Source organism: Tenacibaculum sp. UWU-22, assembly GCF_041021355.1.
Classification (GTDB): domain Bacteria; phylum Bacteroidota; class Bacteroidia; order Flavobacteriales; family Flavobacteriaceae; genus Polaribacter.
On sequence record NZ_JBFNGP010000005.1, the window covers coordinates 99,731 to 116,878 of the forward strand.

Annotated in this window: 14 protein-coding genes and 4 tRNA genes; 10 read left to right on the plus strand and 8 right to left on the minus strand. The window is 34.1% G+C overall.

What is annotated here, in order from left to right; genetic code table 11:
- Positions 1-77: 77 nt before the first annotated feature.
- Both AB2B44_RS09205 and AB2B44_RS09210 read right to left on the minus strand, forming a co-directional pair.
- On the minus strand, positions 78-848 hold the full coding sequence (locus AB2B44_RS09205) for an NlpC/P60 family protein (RefSeq protein ID WP_369049286.1): 771 nt from the start codon (positions 846-848) through the stop codon (positions 78-80).
- Positions 849-870: 22 nt separating this feature from the next.
- Positions 871-2,046: an acetyl-CoA C-acyltransferase gene (locus AB2B44_RS09210; RefSeq protein WP_369049287.1), complete on the minus strand. Its 1,176-nt coding sequence runs from the start codon at positions 2,044-2,046 to the stop codon at positions 871-873.
- A gap of 178 nt (positions 2,047-2,224) precedes the next feature.
- Here AB2B44_RS09210 and AB2B44_RS09215 point away from each other — a divergent pair, with 178 nt between their 5' ends.
- The 4 genes from AB2B44_RS09215 to AB2B44_RS09230 all read left to right on the plus strand — a co-directional run bounded on the left by AB2B44_RS09215 (position 2,225) and on the right by AB2B44_RS09230 (position 4,677).
- On the plus strand, positions 2,225-4,291 hold the full coding sequence (locus tag AB2B44_RS09215; protein WP_369049288.1) for an HD family phosphohydrolase: 2,067 nt from the start codon (positions 2,225-2,227) through the stop codon (positions 4,289-4,291).
- Between the two features lie 107 nt (positions 4,292-4,398).
- A tRNA-Ser gene (locus AB2B44_RS09220) sits at positions 4,399-4,480 on the plus strand.
- 13 nt (positions 4,481-4,493) lie between these two features.
- A tRNA-Pro gene (locus tag AB2B44_RS09225) sits at positions 4,494-4,568 on the plus strand.
- Between the two features lie 35 nt (positions 4,569-4,603).
- Positions 4,604-4,677, plus strand: a tRNA-Arg gene (locus AB2B44_RS09230).
- Between the two features lie 79 nt (positions 4,678-4,756).
- On the opposite strand, the gene AB2B44_RS09235 is transcribed toward AB2B44_RS09230, so the two are convergent.
- From AB2B44_RS09235 to AB2B44_RS09255, 5 genes are all read right to left on the minus strand, one after another.
- Entirely contained in the window at positions 4,757-5,101 is a 345-nt protein-coding gene (locus tag AB2B44_RS09235) for a transposase (RefSeq protein WP_369049400.1), read from the minus strand.
- A 346-nt stretch (positions 5,102-5,447) separates the two neighbouring features.
- Complete coding sequence (locus tag AB2B44_RS09240) at positions 5,448-6,614, minus strand: alpha-hydroxy-acid oxidizing protein (protein ID WP_369049289.1); 1,167 nt, start codon at positions 6,612-6,614, stop codon at positions 5,448-5,450.
- Positions 6,615-6,799: 185 nt separating this feature from the next.
- Positions 6,800-8,101, minus strand: coding sequence for an L-fucose:H+ symporter permease (gene fucP / locus AB2B44_RS09245; protein ID WP_369049290.1), 1,302 nt, complete (start codon positions 8,099-8,101; stop codon positions 6,800-6,802).
- Positions 8,102-8,230: 129 nt separating this feature from the next.
- Positions 8,231-9,670 (minus strand): aldehyde dehydrogenase, encoded by a 1,440-nt coding sequence (gene aldA, locus AB2B44_RS09250; RefSeq protein ID WP_369049291.1) that lies wholly within the window; start codon positions 9,668-9,670, stop codon positions 8,231-8,233.
- A 226-nt stretch (positions 9,671-9,896) separates the two neighbouring features.
- Positions 9,897-10,796 carry a helix-turn-helix domain-containing protein gene (locus AB2B44_RS09255; RefSeq protein ID WP_369049292.1) on the minus strand — a complete coding sequence of 300 codons (900 nt, stop codon included), beginning with the start codon at positions 10,794-10,796 and terminating at the stop codon, positions 9,897-9,899.
- Positions 10,797-10,895: 99 nt separating this feature from the next.
- On the opposite strand from AB2B44_RS09255, the gene rhaD reads away from it, so the two are divergent.
- From rhaD to fucU, 4 genes are read left to right on the plus strand one after another with little or no spacing between them, the layout of a single operon-like run.
- Positions 10,896-11,699, plus strand: a complete 804-nt coding sequence (rhaD, locus tag AB2B44_RS09260; protein WP_369049293.1) for a rhamnulose-1-phosphate aldolase — start codon at positions 10,896-10,898, stop codon at positions 11,697-11,699.
- Between the two features lie 22 nt (positions 11,700-11,721).
- Complete coding sequence (locus tag AB2B44_RS09265; protein ID WP_369049294.1) at positions 11,722-13,509, plus strand: L-fucose isomerase; 1,788 nt, start codon at positions 11,722-11,724, stop codon at positions 13,507-13,509.
- Between the two features lie 26 nt (positions 13,510-13,535).
- Positions 13,536-14,876, plus strand: a complete 1,341-nt coding sequence (locus tag AB2B44_RS09270) for an FGGY family carbohydrate kinase (RefSeq protein ID WP_369049295.1) — start codon at positions 13,536-13,538, stop codon at positions 14,874-14,876.
- The gene (gene fucU / locus AB2B44_RS09275; RefSeq protein WP_369049296.1) at positions 14,870-15,304 is read left to right on the plus strand and encodes an L-fucose mutarotase; all 435 of its coding nucleotides are present in this window, start codon (positions 14,870-14,872) and stop codon (positions 15,302-15,304) included. The genes AB2B44_RS09270 and fucU overlap by 7 nt, the downstream gene beginning before the upstream one ends.
- Before the next feature lie 117 nt (positions 15,305-15,421).
- Here fucU and AB2B44_RS09280 read toward each other — a convergent pair whose 3' ends face one another.
- On the minus strand, positions 15,422-15,646 hold the full coding sequence (locus AB2B44_RS09280) for a transposase (RefSeq protein ID WP_369049401.1): 225 nt from the start codon (positions 15,644-15,646) through the stop codon (positions 15,422-15,424).
- A 7-nt stretch (positions 15,647-15,653) separates the two neighbouring features.
- Here AB2B44_RS09280 and AB2B44_RS09285 point away from each other — a divergent pair.
- Positions 15,654-15,727, plus strand: a tRNA-Arg gene (locus AB2B44_RS09285).
- Between the two features lie 265 nt (positions 15,728-15,992).
- Positions 15,993-16,655 carry an oxygen-insensitive NAD(P)H nitroreductase gene (nfsB, locus tag AB2B44_RS09290; RefSeq protein WP_369049297.1) on the plus strand — a complete coding sequence of 221 codons (663 nt, stop codon included), beginning with the start codon at positions 15,993-15,995 and terminating at the stop codon, positions 16,653-16,655.
- Positions 16,656-17,148 lie beyond the last annotated feature (493 nt).

The following is a 17,148-nucleotide window of genomic DNA, read 5'->3' on the forward strand; positions in this document are numbered from 1 at the left end:
AAAAGTGAGATTCAGAATATTATTTTTGAATCTCATTTTTTTATCAGGTAATATAGAGGGTAAGAACAGATACGTTTTTATACAATACGTTTAATAACTCTCAATTTATGTGTGTGTTTTTGGGTGTCAACATTATAAATGCCACTATGGTCTAAAGTGTCAATCCGCACTTTTCCGTATGCATGAATAATGTTATAATCATTCATAATCATACCTACATGGGTAATAACACCTTCTTCATTGTCAAAAAAAGCTAAATCACCAGGTTCACTTTCTTCAATAAAACTCAATACTTCACCTTGAGTGGCTTGAGCTTCGGTTTTTCTATGTAGGCGATACCCACATAATTGATATACCAATTGGGTAAATCCAGAATTGTCAATTCCAAAAGGTGTTTTTCCCCCCAATAAAAAAGGGGTATTTAAAAAAGAAAAAGCAATATTGATGAGTTTAGTTTTGGGTAGCTTTTTCGAAAATATTTTGCCTTCGTATGTATAGGCTGTATTGTTTATGTGAAATTGTTTTCCGTTATAAAAAGGTAATGTGCTACCAATAGGTATGGTAGTTAATTGTTGGTTGGTATGAGTTATAAAATTGATTAATTCACCCGAAAAGCAGGGGGGTGTTTCTGATAATTTTAAGTATTCACTTTCTGTAATTTTTAGGTATTGTTTATTATCAATATAGCCTTCTTGATTATCTAAGTGTAAAGAAATTTTACTCCAATTTTTTTCTTCTTCTAAAATTTTAAAATGTTCGCCAAATAGTACTTGACTTACCATTTCTGAACTGTCTGTAGTTGTTAACCGAAGAGGAACAATGCTTAAATTACAAATACCGTATAACAAAGGGTTTGTTTTTTATAAAAAATTATACTTTTTCTATTATCATGGCACTAGCACCTCCACCGCCATTACATATTCCGGCAGCCCCAATTTTAGCGTTTTTTTGTTTTAAAATAGAGATTAGTGTTATTATAATTCGTGCGCCTGAAACGCCTAATGGATGTCCTAAAGAAACGGCTCCTCCATTTACGTTTACTTTATTATTTGGCAATCCTAAAATTTTCATATTTACTAAACCTACTACTGAAAAAGCTTCATTTAATTCGAAATAATCAACATCTTCAATTGTAATTCCAGCTTTTGAAAGAGCTTTAGGTAATGCTTTTGCAGGCGCCGTTGTAAACCATTTTGGTTCATGGGCAGCATCGGCATAACTTCTAATTTTTGCTAGAGGAGTAAGTTTTAATTCGGCAGCCTTTTCTGCAGACATTAAAACTAATGCAGCAGCACCATCATTAATAGTTGATGCGTTTGCAGCAGTAACAGTTCCGTTTTTTGTAAAAACAGGTTGTAAGGCAGGTATTTTTTCTATTTTTACATTTTTGTATTCTTCGTCTTCCGTAAAAAGGATGGGTTCGCCTCTTCTTTGCGGAATTTCAACAGGCACAATTTCTTCTGTAAACTTACCTTCACTCCAAGCTTTGGCAGAACGGTTGTAGCTTTCTATGGCAAAAGCATCTTGGTCTTCTCGCGTAAAATTATACTCGCTAGCACATTCGTCGGCACATACCCCCATAGCAACTTGGTCGTATGCATCAACTAAACCGTCTTTTTGCATGCCGTCTTCCATTTTTATAGGACCAAATTTAGTTCCTTTTCTTGCGTGTTGGTAATGGGGTATCATGCTCATATTTTCCATGCCGCCAGCTACTACAATTTCAGCATCTCCTAGGCTAATTGTTTGTGCAGCTAACATAATAGCTTTCATACCAGAGGCACATACTTTATTTACTGTTGTACAGGGTACTGTATTGGGTATTCCAGAAAAAATAGCTGCTTGCCTTGCTGGTGCTTGCCCTAAACCCGCCGAAACCACATTACCCATAAAAACTTCTTCAATTAGCTTAGGGTCTAAATTGATTTTATCTAAAGCGCCTTTTATAGCTGTAGCCCCTAGTTTTGGGGCGGGTATTGTAGATAAGCTTCCTAGAAAGCTTCCGATAGGAGTACGTGCAACAGATACAATAACTACTTCTTTCATATTACTGTTTTTGTTAAAAATAATAACTAAACAAAAGTAACTATTTTATAGTGAGTAATAAAATAAAGGATAAATCAATTAAGAAATTTTATCTTTACAACTTAATTATGTAAGTTAACTCTTTACATAGTGTGAGAGTAGATTATAGTATTCTTTTAAAAAATAAAATAGATAACGAGTGAAGAAAGAGTATATTAATAAGTTATATAAAAATAATGCGATTATTTACAAGGCATTGTTGTTTTTAATTGCTGTGATTGCTATTGTGTATCTTTTTCCGAAAGGAGGACAGTTTAAATACGATTTTAGTAATGGTAAACTATGGCAGTACGACAATTTATATGCTCCATTTGATTTTGCTATTGAAAAGGCAGAAAAAGAAATTGATGCAGAAAAAAAGATAATAATTAAAAACACTAAAAAGTATTTTAAATTTGATTTAGAGATTCCAAAAATGGTTGAAAACAATTTTAAAACCAGAATGGAATTTTTAAAACCGAATGATTCGTTATCAAAAAAAGAAATTGATACACTAATTAAAACAGGAAATTTAATTATAAGTAGAGTTTATGAAAAAGGTTTTATAGAAGCAGCTAGTCAGGGTCAAATTACAGACGAAAGTGATATTATTGAGCTTAGAAAAAATACACAAGTAGAAGAAATACCCTATAAACAATTACTAACTTCTAAAGAGGTGTTTGGCCTTATTACCAGTAATTTAAAAAAATTGTCAACTTCGTATGGCGAGAATTTACTGTTAAATACGCTTTCAGAAATTATTAAGCCGAATATAACTTATGATCAAGAATATACACAAAAAGCTTTAAATGAAGCGCTTAGTGAAATTTCGTATACTAAAGGAAAGGTTTCAAGTGGTGAATTAATAATTTTAAAAGGCGATATTGTTGAAGGTAAAAAATTAATGGTTTTAAATTCGTTAAAACGAGAATCAGAATCTAAAATATGGACCGAATCTAATTATAATTGGATTGTTTTTGGTTATACCATTTTAGTTTCATTAGCTCTGTTAATGCTCTTGTTATTTTTACAAAAATATCGTTTAGAAATATTTAATAATAACAACAAGGTAACGTTTATATTTTTTAATATATTTTTAATGATACTGGCGCAAACTCTTGTAATTAAGTATAATTCAGAGTATTTGTATATTGTACCTTTAAGTATTTTACCTATTGTTATAAAAGCTTTTTTCGATGCTCGTTTAGGGTTGTTTACCCATGTGTTAACTGTGCTGTTATTAGGGTTTATTGTACCCAATAGTTTTGAGTTTATTTACTTACATATTATTGCGGGGATAGTTACTATTTTAACCGTTTCAGAGCTGTATAAAAGAGCCAATTTGTTTATTTCGATTGGGCAAATTACGTTAATATATATGCTTACGTATTTTGCCTTTTCTATTATAAAAGAAGGTAATGCTAGTCATTTAAATTGGAACTATTTTTTATTATTTGCTGCAAATGGGCTCTTGTCATTTTTAGCCGTTTTCTTTATTTATTTTTACGAAAAAATATTTGGTTTAGTGTCAGATGTCACCCTATTAGAGCTTTCCAATACAAATACCAAATTATTAAGAGAGTTAAATGAAATTGCACCAGGAACATTTCAACATTCAATGCAAGTTGCTAATTTAGCTGATGCGGCAGCAAACGAAATAGGAGCCAACTCTATGTTGGTGCGTACAGGAGCATTGTATCACGATATTGGTAAGATGAAAAATCCTATGTATTTTACCGAAAATCAATCTACAGGGGTAAATCCTCATAACGATTTAGACCCTAGAGATAGTGCTCAAATTATTATGAATCATGTTATTGATGGAATTGAAATAGCTAAACAATACCGTTTGCCAGATAGACTTATCGATTTTATTCGCACGCATCATGGAACCACTCCTGTTTATTATTTTTATAAGAAAGAAGAACAGTTGCATGCTGAAGAAAAAGTAGATATCAAAGATTTTTCTTATAAAGGGCCTATACCTTTTTCTAAAGAAACGGCAATATTAATGATTTGTGATGCTTCAGAAGCTGCTTCAAAAAGTTTAAAAACTCCTACGGCACAATCTATTAATGAGTTAATAGATAAAATTGTTGAAAAGCAAAAAGCTGAAAATCAATTTATAAATTCAAATATTACTTTTAGAGAAATAGAAACGGTAAAAAAAGTGATAAAAAAGAAATTAATGAATATTTATCACCTAAGAGTTGAGTACCCAGAATAAGTATCTTTTTTTTGTAAAAAGAGTAAAAAAATGTTGTGAATATGTTTTTTGAATCTTACATTTGCACTCGCAATTTTTATTCTATTCTTTTAAAGGATAGAAATAATGGAGAGGTGGCAGAGTGGTAATGCAGCAGATTGCTAATCTGTCGACGTTTTCGTCGCCAGGGTTCGAGTCCCTGTCTCTCCGCAAAAATTGCACTCGGGGTGTAGCGTAGCCCGGTCATCGCGCCTGCTTTGGGAGCAGGAGGTCGCAGGTTCGAATCCTGCCACCCCGACAAAAACTGAACATTTGTTCAGTTTTATTTTTAAAGGTCGCGTAGCTCAGCTGGATAGAGCATCTGCCTTCTAAGCAGACGGTCACAGGTTCGAATCCTGTCGCGATCACATAAACCCTTGTAAATCTTTTGATTTTCAAGGGTTTTTTGTATCATTTCTAAAAGTTGTTGTTAGGCAAAAATTTGAGTTAATCTATACAAGGAAACTCTACATTTCTTACACCTCTAAATTGTGCTCTAAAAGCTTTTATCTTGGCGTTGAAAGATTCTGCTGATGCGTTTGTACTTCGATTATCAAAATAATTGAGTATAGATTGATAATTTAGAGCGATTGAGTTGGCTACAATAGTAAAGGCTTTAAATCCTGATTCTTCTACTTCTTTAAACCAATGTGCAAGTTTGGTATAAGCTATTTCTTTCGAGATTTCTTTGTTGTTAAAAAGATTTCTAAGTTTTTGACAGATTTGATATGCTTTTTTTATATCAGGATAATTTTTAAATAAAATTGCTGCTCTTTGCTGTTGTTTTTGTATCCAATCATTTCTTGTCTTATATAGAAGATATCGGGGCTTTCATGGAAAGCTCGTGTAACCAAGGAAGAACGTGAAGTACCCAAACGTAGGGCAGAGATTTTTTTCAGGCTGAAACAGGGTAAATTTGTGGTATTTGCCGATGGCAAGAATAGAAAAGTACAATTTGCACGCCCTAAAATACAAAGAGGATTACCCGATTAAGTTGTTTTAACTCCTCAAGATCTAGAAAAGAATTTTGTGAAAATACATGATGAAATCAAATCGATATTTAAGTAAAGTATTGGTTTAAATGTATTTTTGTCTTAAACTATTTATATTTGTATGGAATAATTCAATGTTGAGAATCTTATTTTTTTATTAGGTGATTTTTAAAGTCAGAAACATTTTCACAACAAACTTGTTCCATAACCTGTTGTAATTGTTGCTTTAATATGGAAATAGTATGGTCTCCTCCTTTTTTTCCAAGGGCGGATACCCCATACATAAAGGAACGACCTAGAAATGTAAACTCTGCACCGCTTGCTAAAGATCGAGCGACGTCTGGACCAGAACGTAAACCACTATCCATCATAACTTTAATGTCTTTTCCATATTTATTAGCTATACGACTTAAAGGTTTTATAGAAGATTCACCAGCATCTAATTGACGACCACCATGATTGGATACTATAATGCCCTCTAACCCTAGCCTAATAGCTTTTTCAGCATCCATTTCATTGGCTACGCCTTTCAGAACGAGTTTGCCCTTCCACATATCCCGTATGGGTTTTATTTTTTCTTCATTTAACCTGCCTGAAAAAGTTTGATCCATAAATTTACCAAGTTGCTTTAAATCCAGTCCTTTAGGTATATAAGGCCTTAATGTTTCAAAATTGGGCTGTCCGTATTTTAAAGTGTTAAGTGCCCATGCGGGTTTGCCCAACACCTGTAAGATATTTTGAATGCTCATTTTAGGGGGCATTGCTAAACCGTTTCTAATGTCTCTTGGTCTGAAACCAAAAGTAGGGACATCGCATAGAATAACTAAGGTGCCATAACCTGATTCATCGCATCTTTTTAAAATATCGTTCCTTAAGCTGTTTTCTGTTGGATGGTATAATTGAAACCAGGCTTGACCTTCGGTAATTTCAGAGATTCGTTCAATGCTGCTAGTGCTCACTGTACTAAGTATGAAAGGAATGTTGTGTTCAAAGGCAGCTTTGGCTAAAATCTCAGGAGCATTGGGCCACATAAGACCTTGTAATCCTACTGGAGCTATTCCAAAAGGCGCATCATAAGTATGTCCAAACAATTTGGTTTTCATGCTCGAAGCTGTATGTTTGCTTAAATATTGTGGCAATAATTCGACCTCCCGTAGTTCGGCTGTGTTCTTATTTAGATTAACATCTTCATTACAGCCTCCATCCAAATATTCAAAAGCAAATTTTGGAATTCTCTTTTTAGCCTTTTGACGCAAATCTTCTATTGAGGGGTATCTTGTATCGAATGAGATTTGCTTCTTGTTATTGGTCATCTTTGAAGTTGTTTAAAATTAATTTATGATATGCCATTTCAGCGGCTTCATTTATAGGTTTCATTTTTTCCTTGTTAAGCTTAATAGTTAACTTTTGCCATTGCAGGAAAAGCCCTTTTCTTTCGGCTTAAACCCCCATTCTTCAAACTGTTTTCCATTTATTTCTATAATTTCTGTTTTGAAAATTATTCATCATGTACTTTTAGGGTTCTATAGCCATAAAAGGCAATAATAAAAAAGCATAAAAAGGGGAGTATGAATGATATGTTAACCGCTGCAAATGATCCTATGGTTTTCATGTCTATTATTGCCCCTTGTAAAATAGGCATCAATGCGCCACCTACAATAGCCATTACCAATCCAGCGGCTCCAAGCGTGAAATCTTCTTCGTTTAATCCGTGAAGTGCAATGCCGTATATGGTAGGGAACATTAAGGACATGAAGGCAGACGTTGCTACAAGTAAATAAAGACCTAATAGACCCTCAATGAAAATTACCCCTAATGTAGTTATCATGGCACAAAGTGCAAAAACAGTCAAAAGTTTTTTAGAATTTACGTACTTCATTAAATAGGTGCTTATGAATCTACTGGATAAAAAAACAGACATAGCCGCAATGTTGTAATTCTGTGCTGTGGCTTTCGAGATTCCTAAGTTATCCGCATATTGGATGATAAAGGTCCAGCACATAATTTGGGCAGCAACATAAAATAACTGAGCCAGAACACCTTCGCGATATTTCCCATTTTTTATAAGCCTTTTAAAAGATTCTAAAGCAGAACCTTGTTTTGCCGATTTATCCTGTTTGGGCATTTTTGAAATACTTATAATGATAAACATAAAGATGACTACAAAACCTAAAATAACATAAGGGTCTCTAATGATGGCTAAATCGTGGGTTCTTATAATGGCTTTTTGGTCATCACTTAGAGTGTTAAAAATTAATTCACCCATTTCATTTCTTTTGTCAGATTCTAATTTGGTCAAAATAAATTTTGAAGCTACAAACATACCGCACAAAGACCCAATGGGGTTAAAGGCTTGTGCTAAATTTAATCTACGGGTGGCAGTACGCTCGTCTCCCATAGATAATACGTATGGGTTTGCTGTTGTTTCTAAAAAAGCCAATCCAAAGGTTAATATGTAAAGTGATATCAAAAAGAATTCAAATACCTCGTATTTAGCAGCAGGATAAAATAACAAAGCGCCAACAGCATAAAGCCCCAACCCGAGTAGGATTCCTTTTTTATAGCTGTATTTTCTAACAAAAAGCGCTGCGGGTATTGCCATGGTGGCATAACCGCCATAAAAAGCAAACTGAACCAGTGCTGCTTTTGCTGTGGATATTTCCATAACTGTTCCAAAAGCAGCCACCATAGGATTGGTTATATCGTTGGCAAAACCCCATAAAGCAAACAACGAGGTGATTAAAATAAATGGGGTTAAAACAGTTTTTGAAACTACTGGGATTTTTGCTGATTTGTTCATTTGTTTCTTTTTGAAGTGAGGTAATAATCATTATTTAGTTAAATAATAAGTGTGTCAGTAATTAAAAGATTATATGTAATTAAAGAACACGCTTTTTAACTAAATAAACTAACTCAAAATTTATAGATATTATCTGTATTGTGCGTATATAACTTTGGTTTGTAAATACTCCTCCATACCATGTTTACCATCGGCTCCACCTAATCCTGATTTTTTCCATCCAGCATGAAATCCTTGTATGGCTTCAAAATGTTCTCTATTGACATAAGTTTCGCCAAACTCTAATTGATCGCAAGCATGCATAACCTTGTTGAAGTTTTCAGAAAAAATAGAAGAGGTTAATCCGTATTCGCAGTCATTGGCCAGTGCTATGGCTTCATCCAAAGTCCCAAACTTCATGACAGGTAAAACGGGACCAAAAACTTCTTCTTTAATGATTTGCATGTCTTGGGTCACGTTAGTCAATAAAGTGGGTTGATAAAAATAACCTCTGTCAAAATTGGTTGATCTGCTACCGCCTAGAACGACTTCGGCACCTTCTTTTTTGGCATATTCAACCATTTCTGAAACTTTATCTAACTGATCTTTGGATACCATGCTGCTCATGTCTGGATTATTATTGGAGAAGGCATCTTCCACTTTTACTTCTGCCATTTTCTTGGCAACCTTATCCATGAATTCATCATGTATTGAATCTTCTACGTAAACCCGTTCAGCGCAATTACAGACTTGTCCACTAAAGATTACTCGGGATGAGACAACTGCATTCACGGCTAAATCTATATTAGCATCGGCGCATACAATGGCAGGAGCTTTACCTCCAAGTTCTAAGGACACTTTGGTTATGTTTTCTGCAGCGGCTTCCATAATTTTTTGTCCAGCCAATACACTACCAGTTAAACTTACGATACCAGTTATTGGGCTTTTGGTTAAAGCGTTGCCAATAATACTACCTTTACCACAAACAAAATTTAAAACACCAGGTGCTAAACCTATGTTTTCAATTAATTTCGCGAATTCCATAATGGTATTAGGAGCGATACAACTTGGTTTTATAATACAGGTGTTCCCGGTTATCAAAGAGGGGGCGATTTTACGAGCTGCCACAAAGAATGGGAAGTTCCAAGGGCAAATACCTACTGCAACTCCTATAGGTGCTTTATGTAAAAATATATGTTCTTTTTTTCGGTCGCTCTGAATGATTTCCCCTTCTATACGTCTGGCCCACCCAGCATTATAGTCAAAATAATCGGCGGTTACATCTATTTCGACTTGGGCTAACCCTATAACCTTAGCCTGTTCTTTGGCCAAGGTTTCTGCTAAAAACACCCTGTTTTCACGGATAACGTTTGCCATTTTATGTAAATAACGAGCTCTTTCTATAGCAGTAAGGGATTTCCATGCAAATTGAGCTGTTTGTGCGGCTTCCAGAGCGTTATTGGCATCTTCTACAGAGCCTTTAGGTATTAGAGACAGTACCTCCTCGGTACATGGATTTAATACTTCTGTCATTTCAGAAGACGAAGATTTTACAAATCTTCCATTAATAAATTGTTGGAACTCTTTCATACTTAGTCTTGTTTAAAATTATGTTTCAATCTTACATTAGTTTTGGCTGTAGCAACTAATATTTGGTCTGAACACAAATTTATAGACCAGATCAATATTTGTATTTATCCATTATAATCTACTTTGTGTATAATTTAAACATGTGTTTGCTTTGATTATAATTTATAAAATTTTATAAAAGGTGCTTATAATTAAGTTGAAGTTAAATGTATTGTTAATTAGAGGTTTATGTGTATTTGCCTGCTTTGTAAGTTGCAGGGGTAACCCCTGTTACAGATTTAAACGCTCTCGAAAAATGATAACGGTCTGAAAACCCTAATTTAAAAGACACATTTTCAATGGTTTCGTGATGATGTTCAAAAAGTTCACAGGCTTTGGCTATTTTTCTGTTTTGAATAAAGTTGTGCAAGGTAATGCTCATTTCTTCCTTAAATAGTCTTGCAAAGGAATTTGGAGCCATATTTGCAATGGATGCTAGTTCAGGGTTGCTTAACTTTTTTTCAATATTGGCTTCTATATAGCGATGGGCTTTTAGTACGCGTTCATCTATGTTAATGGTTTTCCATAATTCGGGACCAATATTAGAGAGTAATTCTTGAATAAACGATTGTAGTTTTAGGTTAAACGTGATTTTGAAGTCATGGTTTTCAAGTTTTAGCCTATTTGTTAAATAGGTTAAGCGTTCTCTTAGGTAATCTGATAATTCTATTTTAAAAATTCCAGGAAACACATTGTCAAAAGGGGTTCCCAGTTTAAAATGCGTAAAAAAATGGATTAATGATCTTGATTCGTAAAAGGCTTCATTGTGCATTTCGGTTAAATTTTTACCCATAACATGAATTCCCGAATCATACTTGTGGTTTTTTGTAAAGCGAGAGGAAAATGAAGTAAAGGGGGATATTATGTAAATATGATTAGAATCCATTTCGAAAACTTTGTCCTGAAGGGTAAGTTGTCCGCCATTGTTTTTGTTCCAATAGATTCTCCAAAACGGAAAAACCATATCGTGGCAATCCCATAAGTCTAAATACCAATACCTGCAACAAAGCAATTTTAATTTTACATCGATAAAACTTTGTTTGTTTGTGGATGGGTCTCCTAACTCAACTTGCTTTATAAATTTCATTTTCTTACTTGATGTTTAAATTATACACAAATATACAGATTTTAAACATCTGTTGTGGCTGTAGTGATTTCTACATTTACAAAAAATATTATAAACACGATGAACGACATAAAACTTCCAATAGAAGTACAAAAAGAATTGTATAAGATATCCAAAGTAGCTGGGTATTTATGGCAAAGGGAATGGGCAGAACGAAATGCAGGAAATATTTCCATGAACTTAACATCATTCTTTAATGTAGAAGACATAAAGCAAAGAACAAAGGATAATACGTTCGTGTCTTTTAATTTTCCTAAAGGTGTTGGAGGGTATATTTTATATATCACGGGAACAGGATGTTATTTAAGAAGTTTGGTTGATGCTATTGAAGAGGCTTCGTGTATTTTATATATCAATGAGGAGGCAACAGGATATACCATTATTTGGGGAGGTAAACGGGAAGGATTTGGACCTACCTGTGAATTAATTTCCCATTCAAGCATTCATTTATTCAATACTCAAAATAATCCCACCCATTTGGCAGTATTACACACGCATCCTTTAGAATTGATTGTAATGAGTCACCATCCTTTGTTTGATGACGAAGAAGAATTAAATAGACAAATATGGATGATGTGTCCAGAGGTGAGGGTCTTTGTGCCCAAGGGGATCCATTGCACACCCTATGCGCTATCTAGCACTGCAGCACTCGCTAAAGTTACTATTGAAGCTTTTAAAACCCGAAACGTGTCCTTATGGGAGAAGCATGGTGCTACGGCAACGGGAGAGGATGTGGAAAAAGCATGGGATTATTTAGATGTAGCCAATAAAGGCGCAAAGCTGTTGCAAATGTGTTGGGCTGCTGGATTTAAGCCAGCAGGACTTTCCAATGAACAGTTAAAAGAATTAGAGCAATTTATATAATAACCGTAAAAAAATATATACCATGAATAGATTAATAGGAAGCCTTCCAAAAGTGGGCATAAGACCAGTAATAGATGGGCGCGAAGCTGGGGTAAGGGAATCTTTGGAAGATCAGTGTATGGCAATGGCAAAAGCTGCGGCTGAATTAATTGAGACCAGCTTACGTTTTCCTAGCGGAGAAAAGGTAGAGTGTGTTATTGCAGACACTACCATTGGTGGCGTGGCAGATGCTGCTGCCTGTTCCGATAAATTTAAAAAAGAAGGTGTAGAAGTGTCTTTAACGGTAACCCCGTGTTGGTGCTATGGCACAGAAGTTATGGATACCAACCCGTTAATACCGAAAGCGGTGTGGGGGTTCAACGGTACGGAAAGACCAGGAGCAGTGTATTTAGCGGCTGCTTTAGCAGGATACTCACAAAAAGGATTGCCAGCCTTTGGAATTTATGGTAAAGAGGTACAGGATGCTGGAGATACTAGTATTCCTAAGGATGTTGAAGAAAAGCTATTACGTTTTACAAAAGCTGCTTTAGCCGTAGCACAAATGAATGGAAAATCCTATTTATCTCTTGGGTATAGCTCAATGGGAATAGCAGGTTCCATGGTTGATGTCAATTTTTTACAGGAATATTTAGGGGTTCGTGCTGAGTTTGTAGAGTCGATTGAGATATTGAGAAGAATTGATGAAGGGATATACGATAAAGAAGAGTACGAAAAAGCATTGAATTGGACTAAGGAAAACTGTAAAGAAGGTAAAGATTACAACAGCCCTGAAGCTCAAAAATCTGCTGAAGTTAAAGCTGAAGAGTGGAAGAAAGTTATTAAAATGACCTTGATATGCCGTGATTTAATGGTGGGTAATCCTAAGCTAAAGACATTAGGTTTTGGAGAAGAAGCCAAAGGACGGAATGCTATTATGGGTGGTTTTCAAGGGCAACGTCAATGGACCGATTACCAACCCAATGCCGATTTTACTGAGTCTATTTTAAACTCATCGTTTGATTGGAATGGTATTCGACAAGCCTTTGTGTTTGCTACGGAAAATGATTGTTTAAATGCGGTATCCATGTTGTTTGGTCATTTATTGACAAACACAGCACAATTGTTTTCTGATGTAAGAACCTATTGGAGTCCAGAGTCAGTAGAGCGTGTTACTGGTAAAAAATTAACAGGCATTGCAGAACAAGGCATTATTCATCTTATTAATTCAGGATCTACAACCCTAGATGCCACAGGACAGCAATCTAATAAAGATGGTAATCCTGCTTTGAAACCCTATTGGGAAATAACAAATGATGAAGTACAAAAATGTTTGAACCATACAAAATGGCCAGCTGCTATTAGTGAATACTTCAGAGGTGGCGGATTTTCTTCACAATTTAAAACTAAGGGGCAAATGCCTATGACCATGTGTAGGTTAAACTTGGTTAAAGGTATAGGGCCAGTGTTGCAAATTGTTGAGGGATGGAGCGTTGAACTTCCAGAGGAAATTCATACTGTTTTAGACGAAAGAACCAATCCAACCTGGCCAACAACTTGGTTCGTGCCGAGATTGACTGGCGAAGGATTCTTTAGGGATGTCTATACAGTTATGGCCAAGTGGGGTGCTAATCATGGGGCGATTTCCTATGGGCATATCGGAGCCGATTTAATTTCGTTAGCAGCCATGTTAAGGATTCCGGTAAATATGCACAATATAGCAGATGAACAGGTGTTTCGCCCAAGTGCTTGGTCTGCATTTGGAGAAAATTTAGAATCTGCAGATTACCAGGCTTGTAAAAATTATGGACCGCTATACGGATTTAAAAATTAGAGGGCTCCTATTATAAATCTTTTAAAATGATAAACGTTATTGCTGTTTTTGATATTGGAAAAACAAATAAAAAATTGTTTTTGTTTGATAAAAACTTTGATGTAGTCCATTCAAACACTATAAGGTTTCAAGAAGTAATGGATGATGATGGTTTTCCATGTGATGATATTGATGCCATAGAACAATGGATAAAAAACGAAATTAAGACCATTCAGTCCCAGAAGGAGTTCAATATTAAGGCCATAAATTTTTCTACACATGGGGCAACTTTAGTTTATCTAGATAAAGATGGTAATCGAATCACGCCACTGTATAACTACTTAAAACCGTTGGATTTTGATTTTAATCCATTTTATCAAGCAAATGGAAGTGTGGAAGAGTTCTCTAGAAAAACAGCATCACCAGCGTATGGTATGCTAAATGCGGGGCTGCAAATGTATTGGTTAAAAAACAATAAGCCTCATTTTTGGAATAAAGTGGATGCTATTTTGCATTACCCCCAGTATTTAAGTTACCTGTTTTCAAATGAGGTTTCTGCCGATTTTACTTCTGTTGGAGCACATACGGCAACCTGGGATTTCGATAAGATGGTATATCACGAGTGGTTACAGAAGGAAGATATATGTTTGCCAGAACCGAAACCTGGCAAACAAGCTAGCATATCAAAAATTAATGGACAGGAAATTGCAGTAGGAATGGGTTTGCACGATAGTTCTTCATCTATTATTCCGCTTTTAGAAAGTTATGACAGTTTATATAGGGAATTTATATTGCTTTCTACTGGTACATGGATTATTTGTATGAATCCTTTCAGTAAAGAAACCTTAACGTCTCAGCAATTAAAGAATAATTGTCTTTGCTTTATGACACCTGATAAAAGGCAGATAAAGTCATCTATGCAGTTTTTGGGGCGGGTACATGAAATAAATGCAATAGCCTTAAGCAAGTATTTTAAAGTAAGTGAAAACCACTATTTAGAGTTGACACTTAATAACGAATTGTGCTTGGAAATTTTTAATGATTCTAAAAAAGTGTTTTTTCCTAATGAAATTGCCGAAGACTTCATTGGAGATTTAGATCAACTGAATTGTTATGACACATACCAAGAAGCTTATTATCAATTAATTTATGAGATAGCCTATCGTGTTTGTCAAGGTATTCAAAGAATTTTGGATAAAGACAATAAGCTCAAAGAAGTTTTTGTGTCTGGAGGGTTTAATAGAAACGAAATTTTTATTGAATTCCTTACTTTGATGATGCCCAAACAAGAAATTAAGTTTCCAAAAGGCAAACATGCAAGTGCTTTGGGGGCTGCCATGTTAATGAAAGGATATTTACTTACAGATAAAAATAGAATGATATGTTAAAAGGAATCTCACCCTTAATTAGTCCTGAATTGCTAAAAATTTTAGCAGAAATGGGGCATGGCGATGAAATCATTTTTTCGGATGCACACTATCCGGCAAAATCGTTAAATGCAAATGTAATACGGTTAGATGGTGTTAAAATCAGTAAGCTTTTATCTGGTGTATTGCCATTATTTGTTTTAGATCAATATGTTAAAGACCCTTTAGTGATGATGGCAGCAGTAGAAGGAGATGTTCTTGACCCAAAGGTTGAGGACAATTATTTAAAAAATATTCAGGAAACTAATCCAAAAGTAAATTCAATTCAGCGTATAGATCGATTTGCTTTTTATGAACGTTCCAAAAGGGCTTATGCGGTTGTAGTAACTGGAGAGACAGCTAAATATGGAAATATTTTATTGAAAAAAGGAGTAACACCAATAGAATGAGGCTAATATACATTTCTGGAGATTATAAAGCAAAGACAATCATTTTTTAATGGGCAAAGCCTGCGGCTTAACAATGAATAGATTATTAATAAACATGAGTTCGATATAATTATAGAGTTAAGTATAGCTGATTAGTATCGATAAATTTATTTTTAAGGGATGGTTTTTACCCTTAAAGTTGTAAGCAATCAAAGCAGAAAATATATTATTAAGGTAATTGGTTGGACTTCTATGTCTAGAGTGTTCTACTTGACAAATATTTTTAAGTTGGTCAAAAATAGTTTTAATTATAACTCTTTTTCTTAAATGATAGGCATCTACCATTGGTGTTAATAGTTTTATTTTTAAAGGTCGCGTAGCTTAGCTGGATAGAGCATCTGCCTTCTAAGCAGACGGTCACAGGTTCGAATCCTGTCGCGATCACATAAACCCTTGTAAATCTTTTGATTTTCAAGGGTTTTTTGTTTTTTAATTTTTGCTAATATATTTGCCGGTAATTTTATCTCTTATCATATATGGTAAAGATATTTGTTTACTACTTTTAAATGAATCATTTTTGTGTTCTTGGTATATGTAAACAATATGTTGTTTATAACTGCTATTGTAAATACAATAAATGATGCTTAATTTCGTGACTGTAAAATTATCAAAATAATAAATTTGTAATTAGTTTAACCTATTAAAAACAATGGATTTTAAAAATATTAAAGAAGTTTTAAATTGGAGGTATTCTACTAAGTCTTTCGATAAAACAAAGAAAATTTCTCTTGAAAATGAAGAGAATATTAAAGCTTTATTGCAATTGAGTCCTTCGTCTATTAATTCTCAACCTTGGCATTTTGTTATAGCCAAAACCGATGAAGGTAAAAAACGTCTTGCTAAAGGTGTTTCAGGATTTTTCAGCTTTAACCAACAAAAAGTATTGAATGCTTCTCATGTAGTATTATTTTGTGCTAAAACAGAGATTGACACATTATATTTACAACATATTGTTGATAAAGAATTTCAAGATGGTAGATATGCTAACGAAGAGTATAAAAATCAAGGGGTAACCACTAAAAATATTTTCACCAATATTCATAAATACGATTTAAAAGACGCTCAGCATTGGATGGAAAAACAAGTGTATTTAAATATTGGAAACTTTTTGTTAGGAGTAGCATCATTAAGTATAGACGCAGTACCTATGGAGGGAATTGATGCTAAGCTTTTAGATGAAGAATTAGAGCTTCGTAAAAGAGGATATACAGCTATTTGTATGGTTGCTCTTGGGTATAGAGCTTCAGATGATTTTAATGCCACTTTACCAAAATCAAGATTAAATAAAGACGAACTATTTACCGAGGTATAGTGTTAATAAGTTTATGAATTATCTTTTATATTTCAATATTAAATAATTGTAAAAAAGTAAGAATACTTGTTAATGAATGTATTGAAAGGTTTATTTAAAAGTTACTTGTTTTTACAACGATTTTACAAGCATAATATAAGGTCTTAAAACTTGATTTACCTATATTTTACAGGTGTTTCATTTAAAAGCAATGATTAAATTGACCCCCTTAATTGATTTAATTTTACCTACTATATTTCGCATTTTAATTGTTACTTGCGGTAAACTATTATTGACTTAAAAAAAGTGTTGTAAGGTATAGCTAAAAACGCTTTACAAAAAGTATTATAAAGTGTAGGATATGGAGAGTACACAACATTTAAAAAGCTTAGATATTCTTATGACTAATAACGTCGTCAATAATTGGTTTATTATAATCACAGATTATTTTTACTCAATTAGATATTCTAAAATATCATTAGCTTTTGTGAAAGCTAATACACGTAGTTCTAAG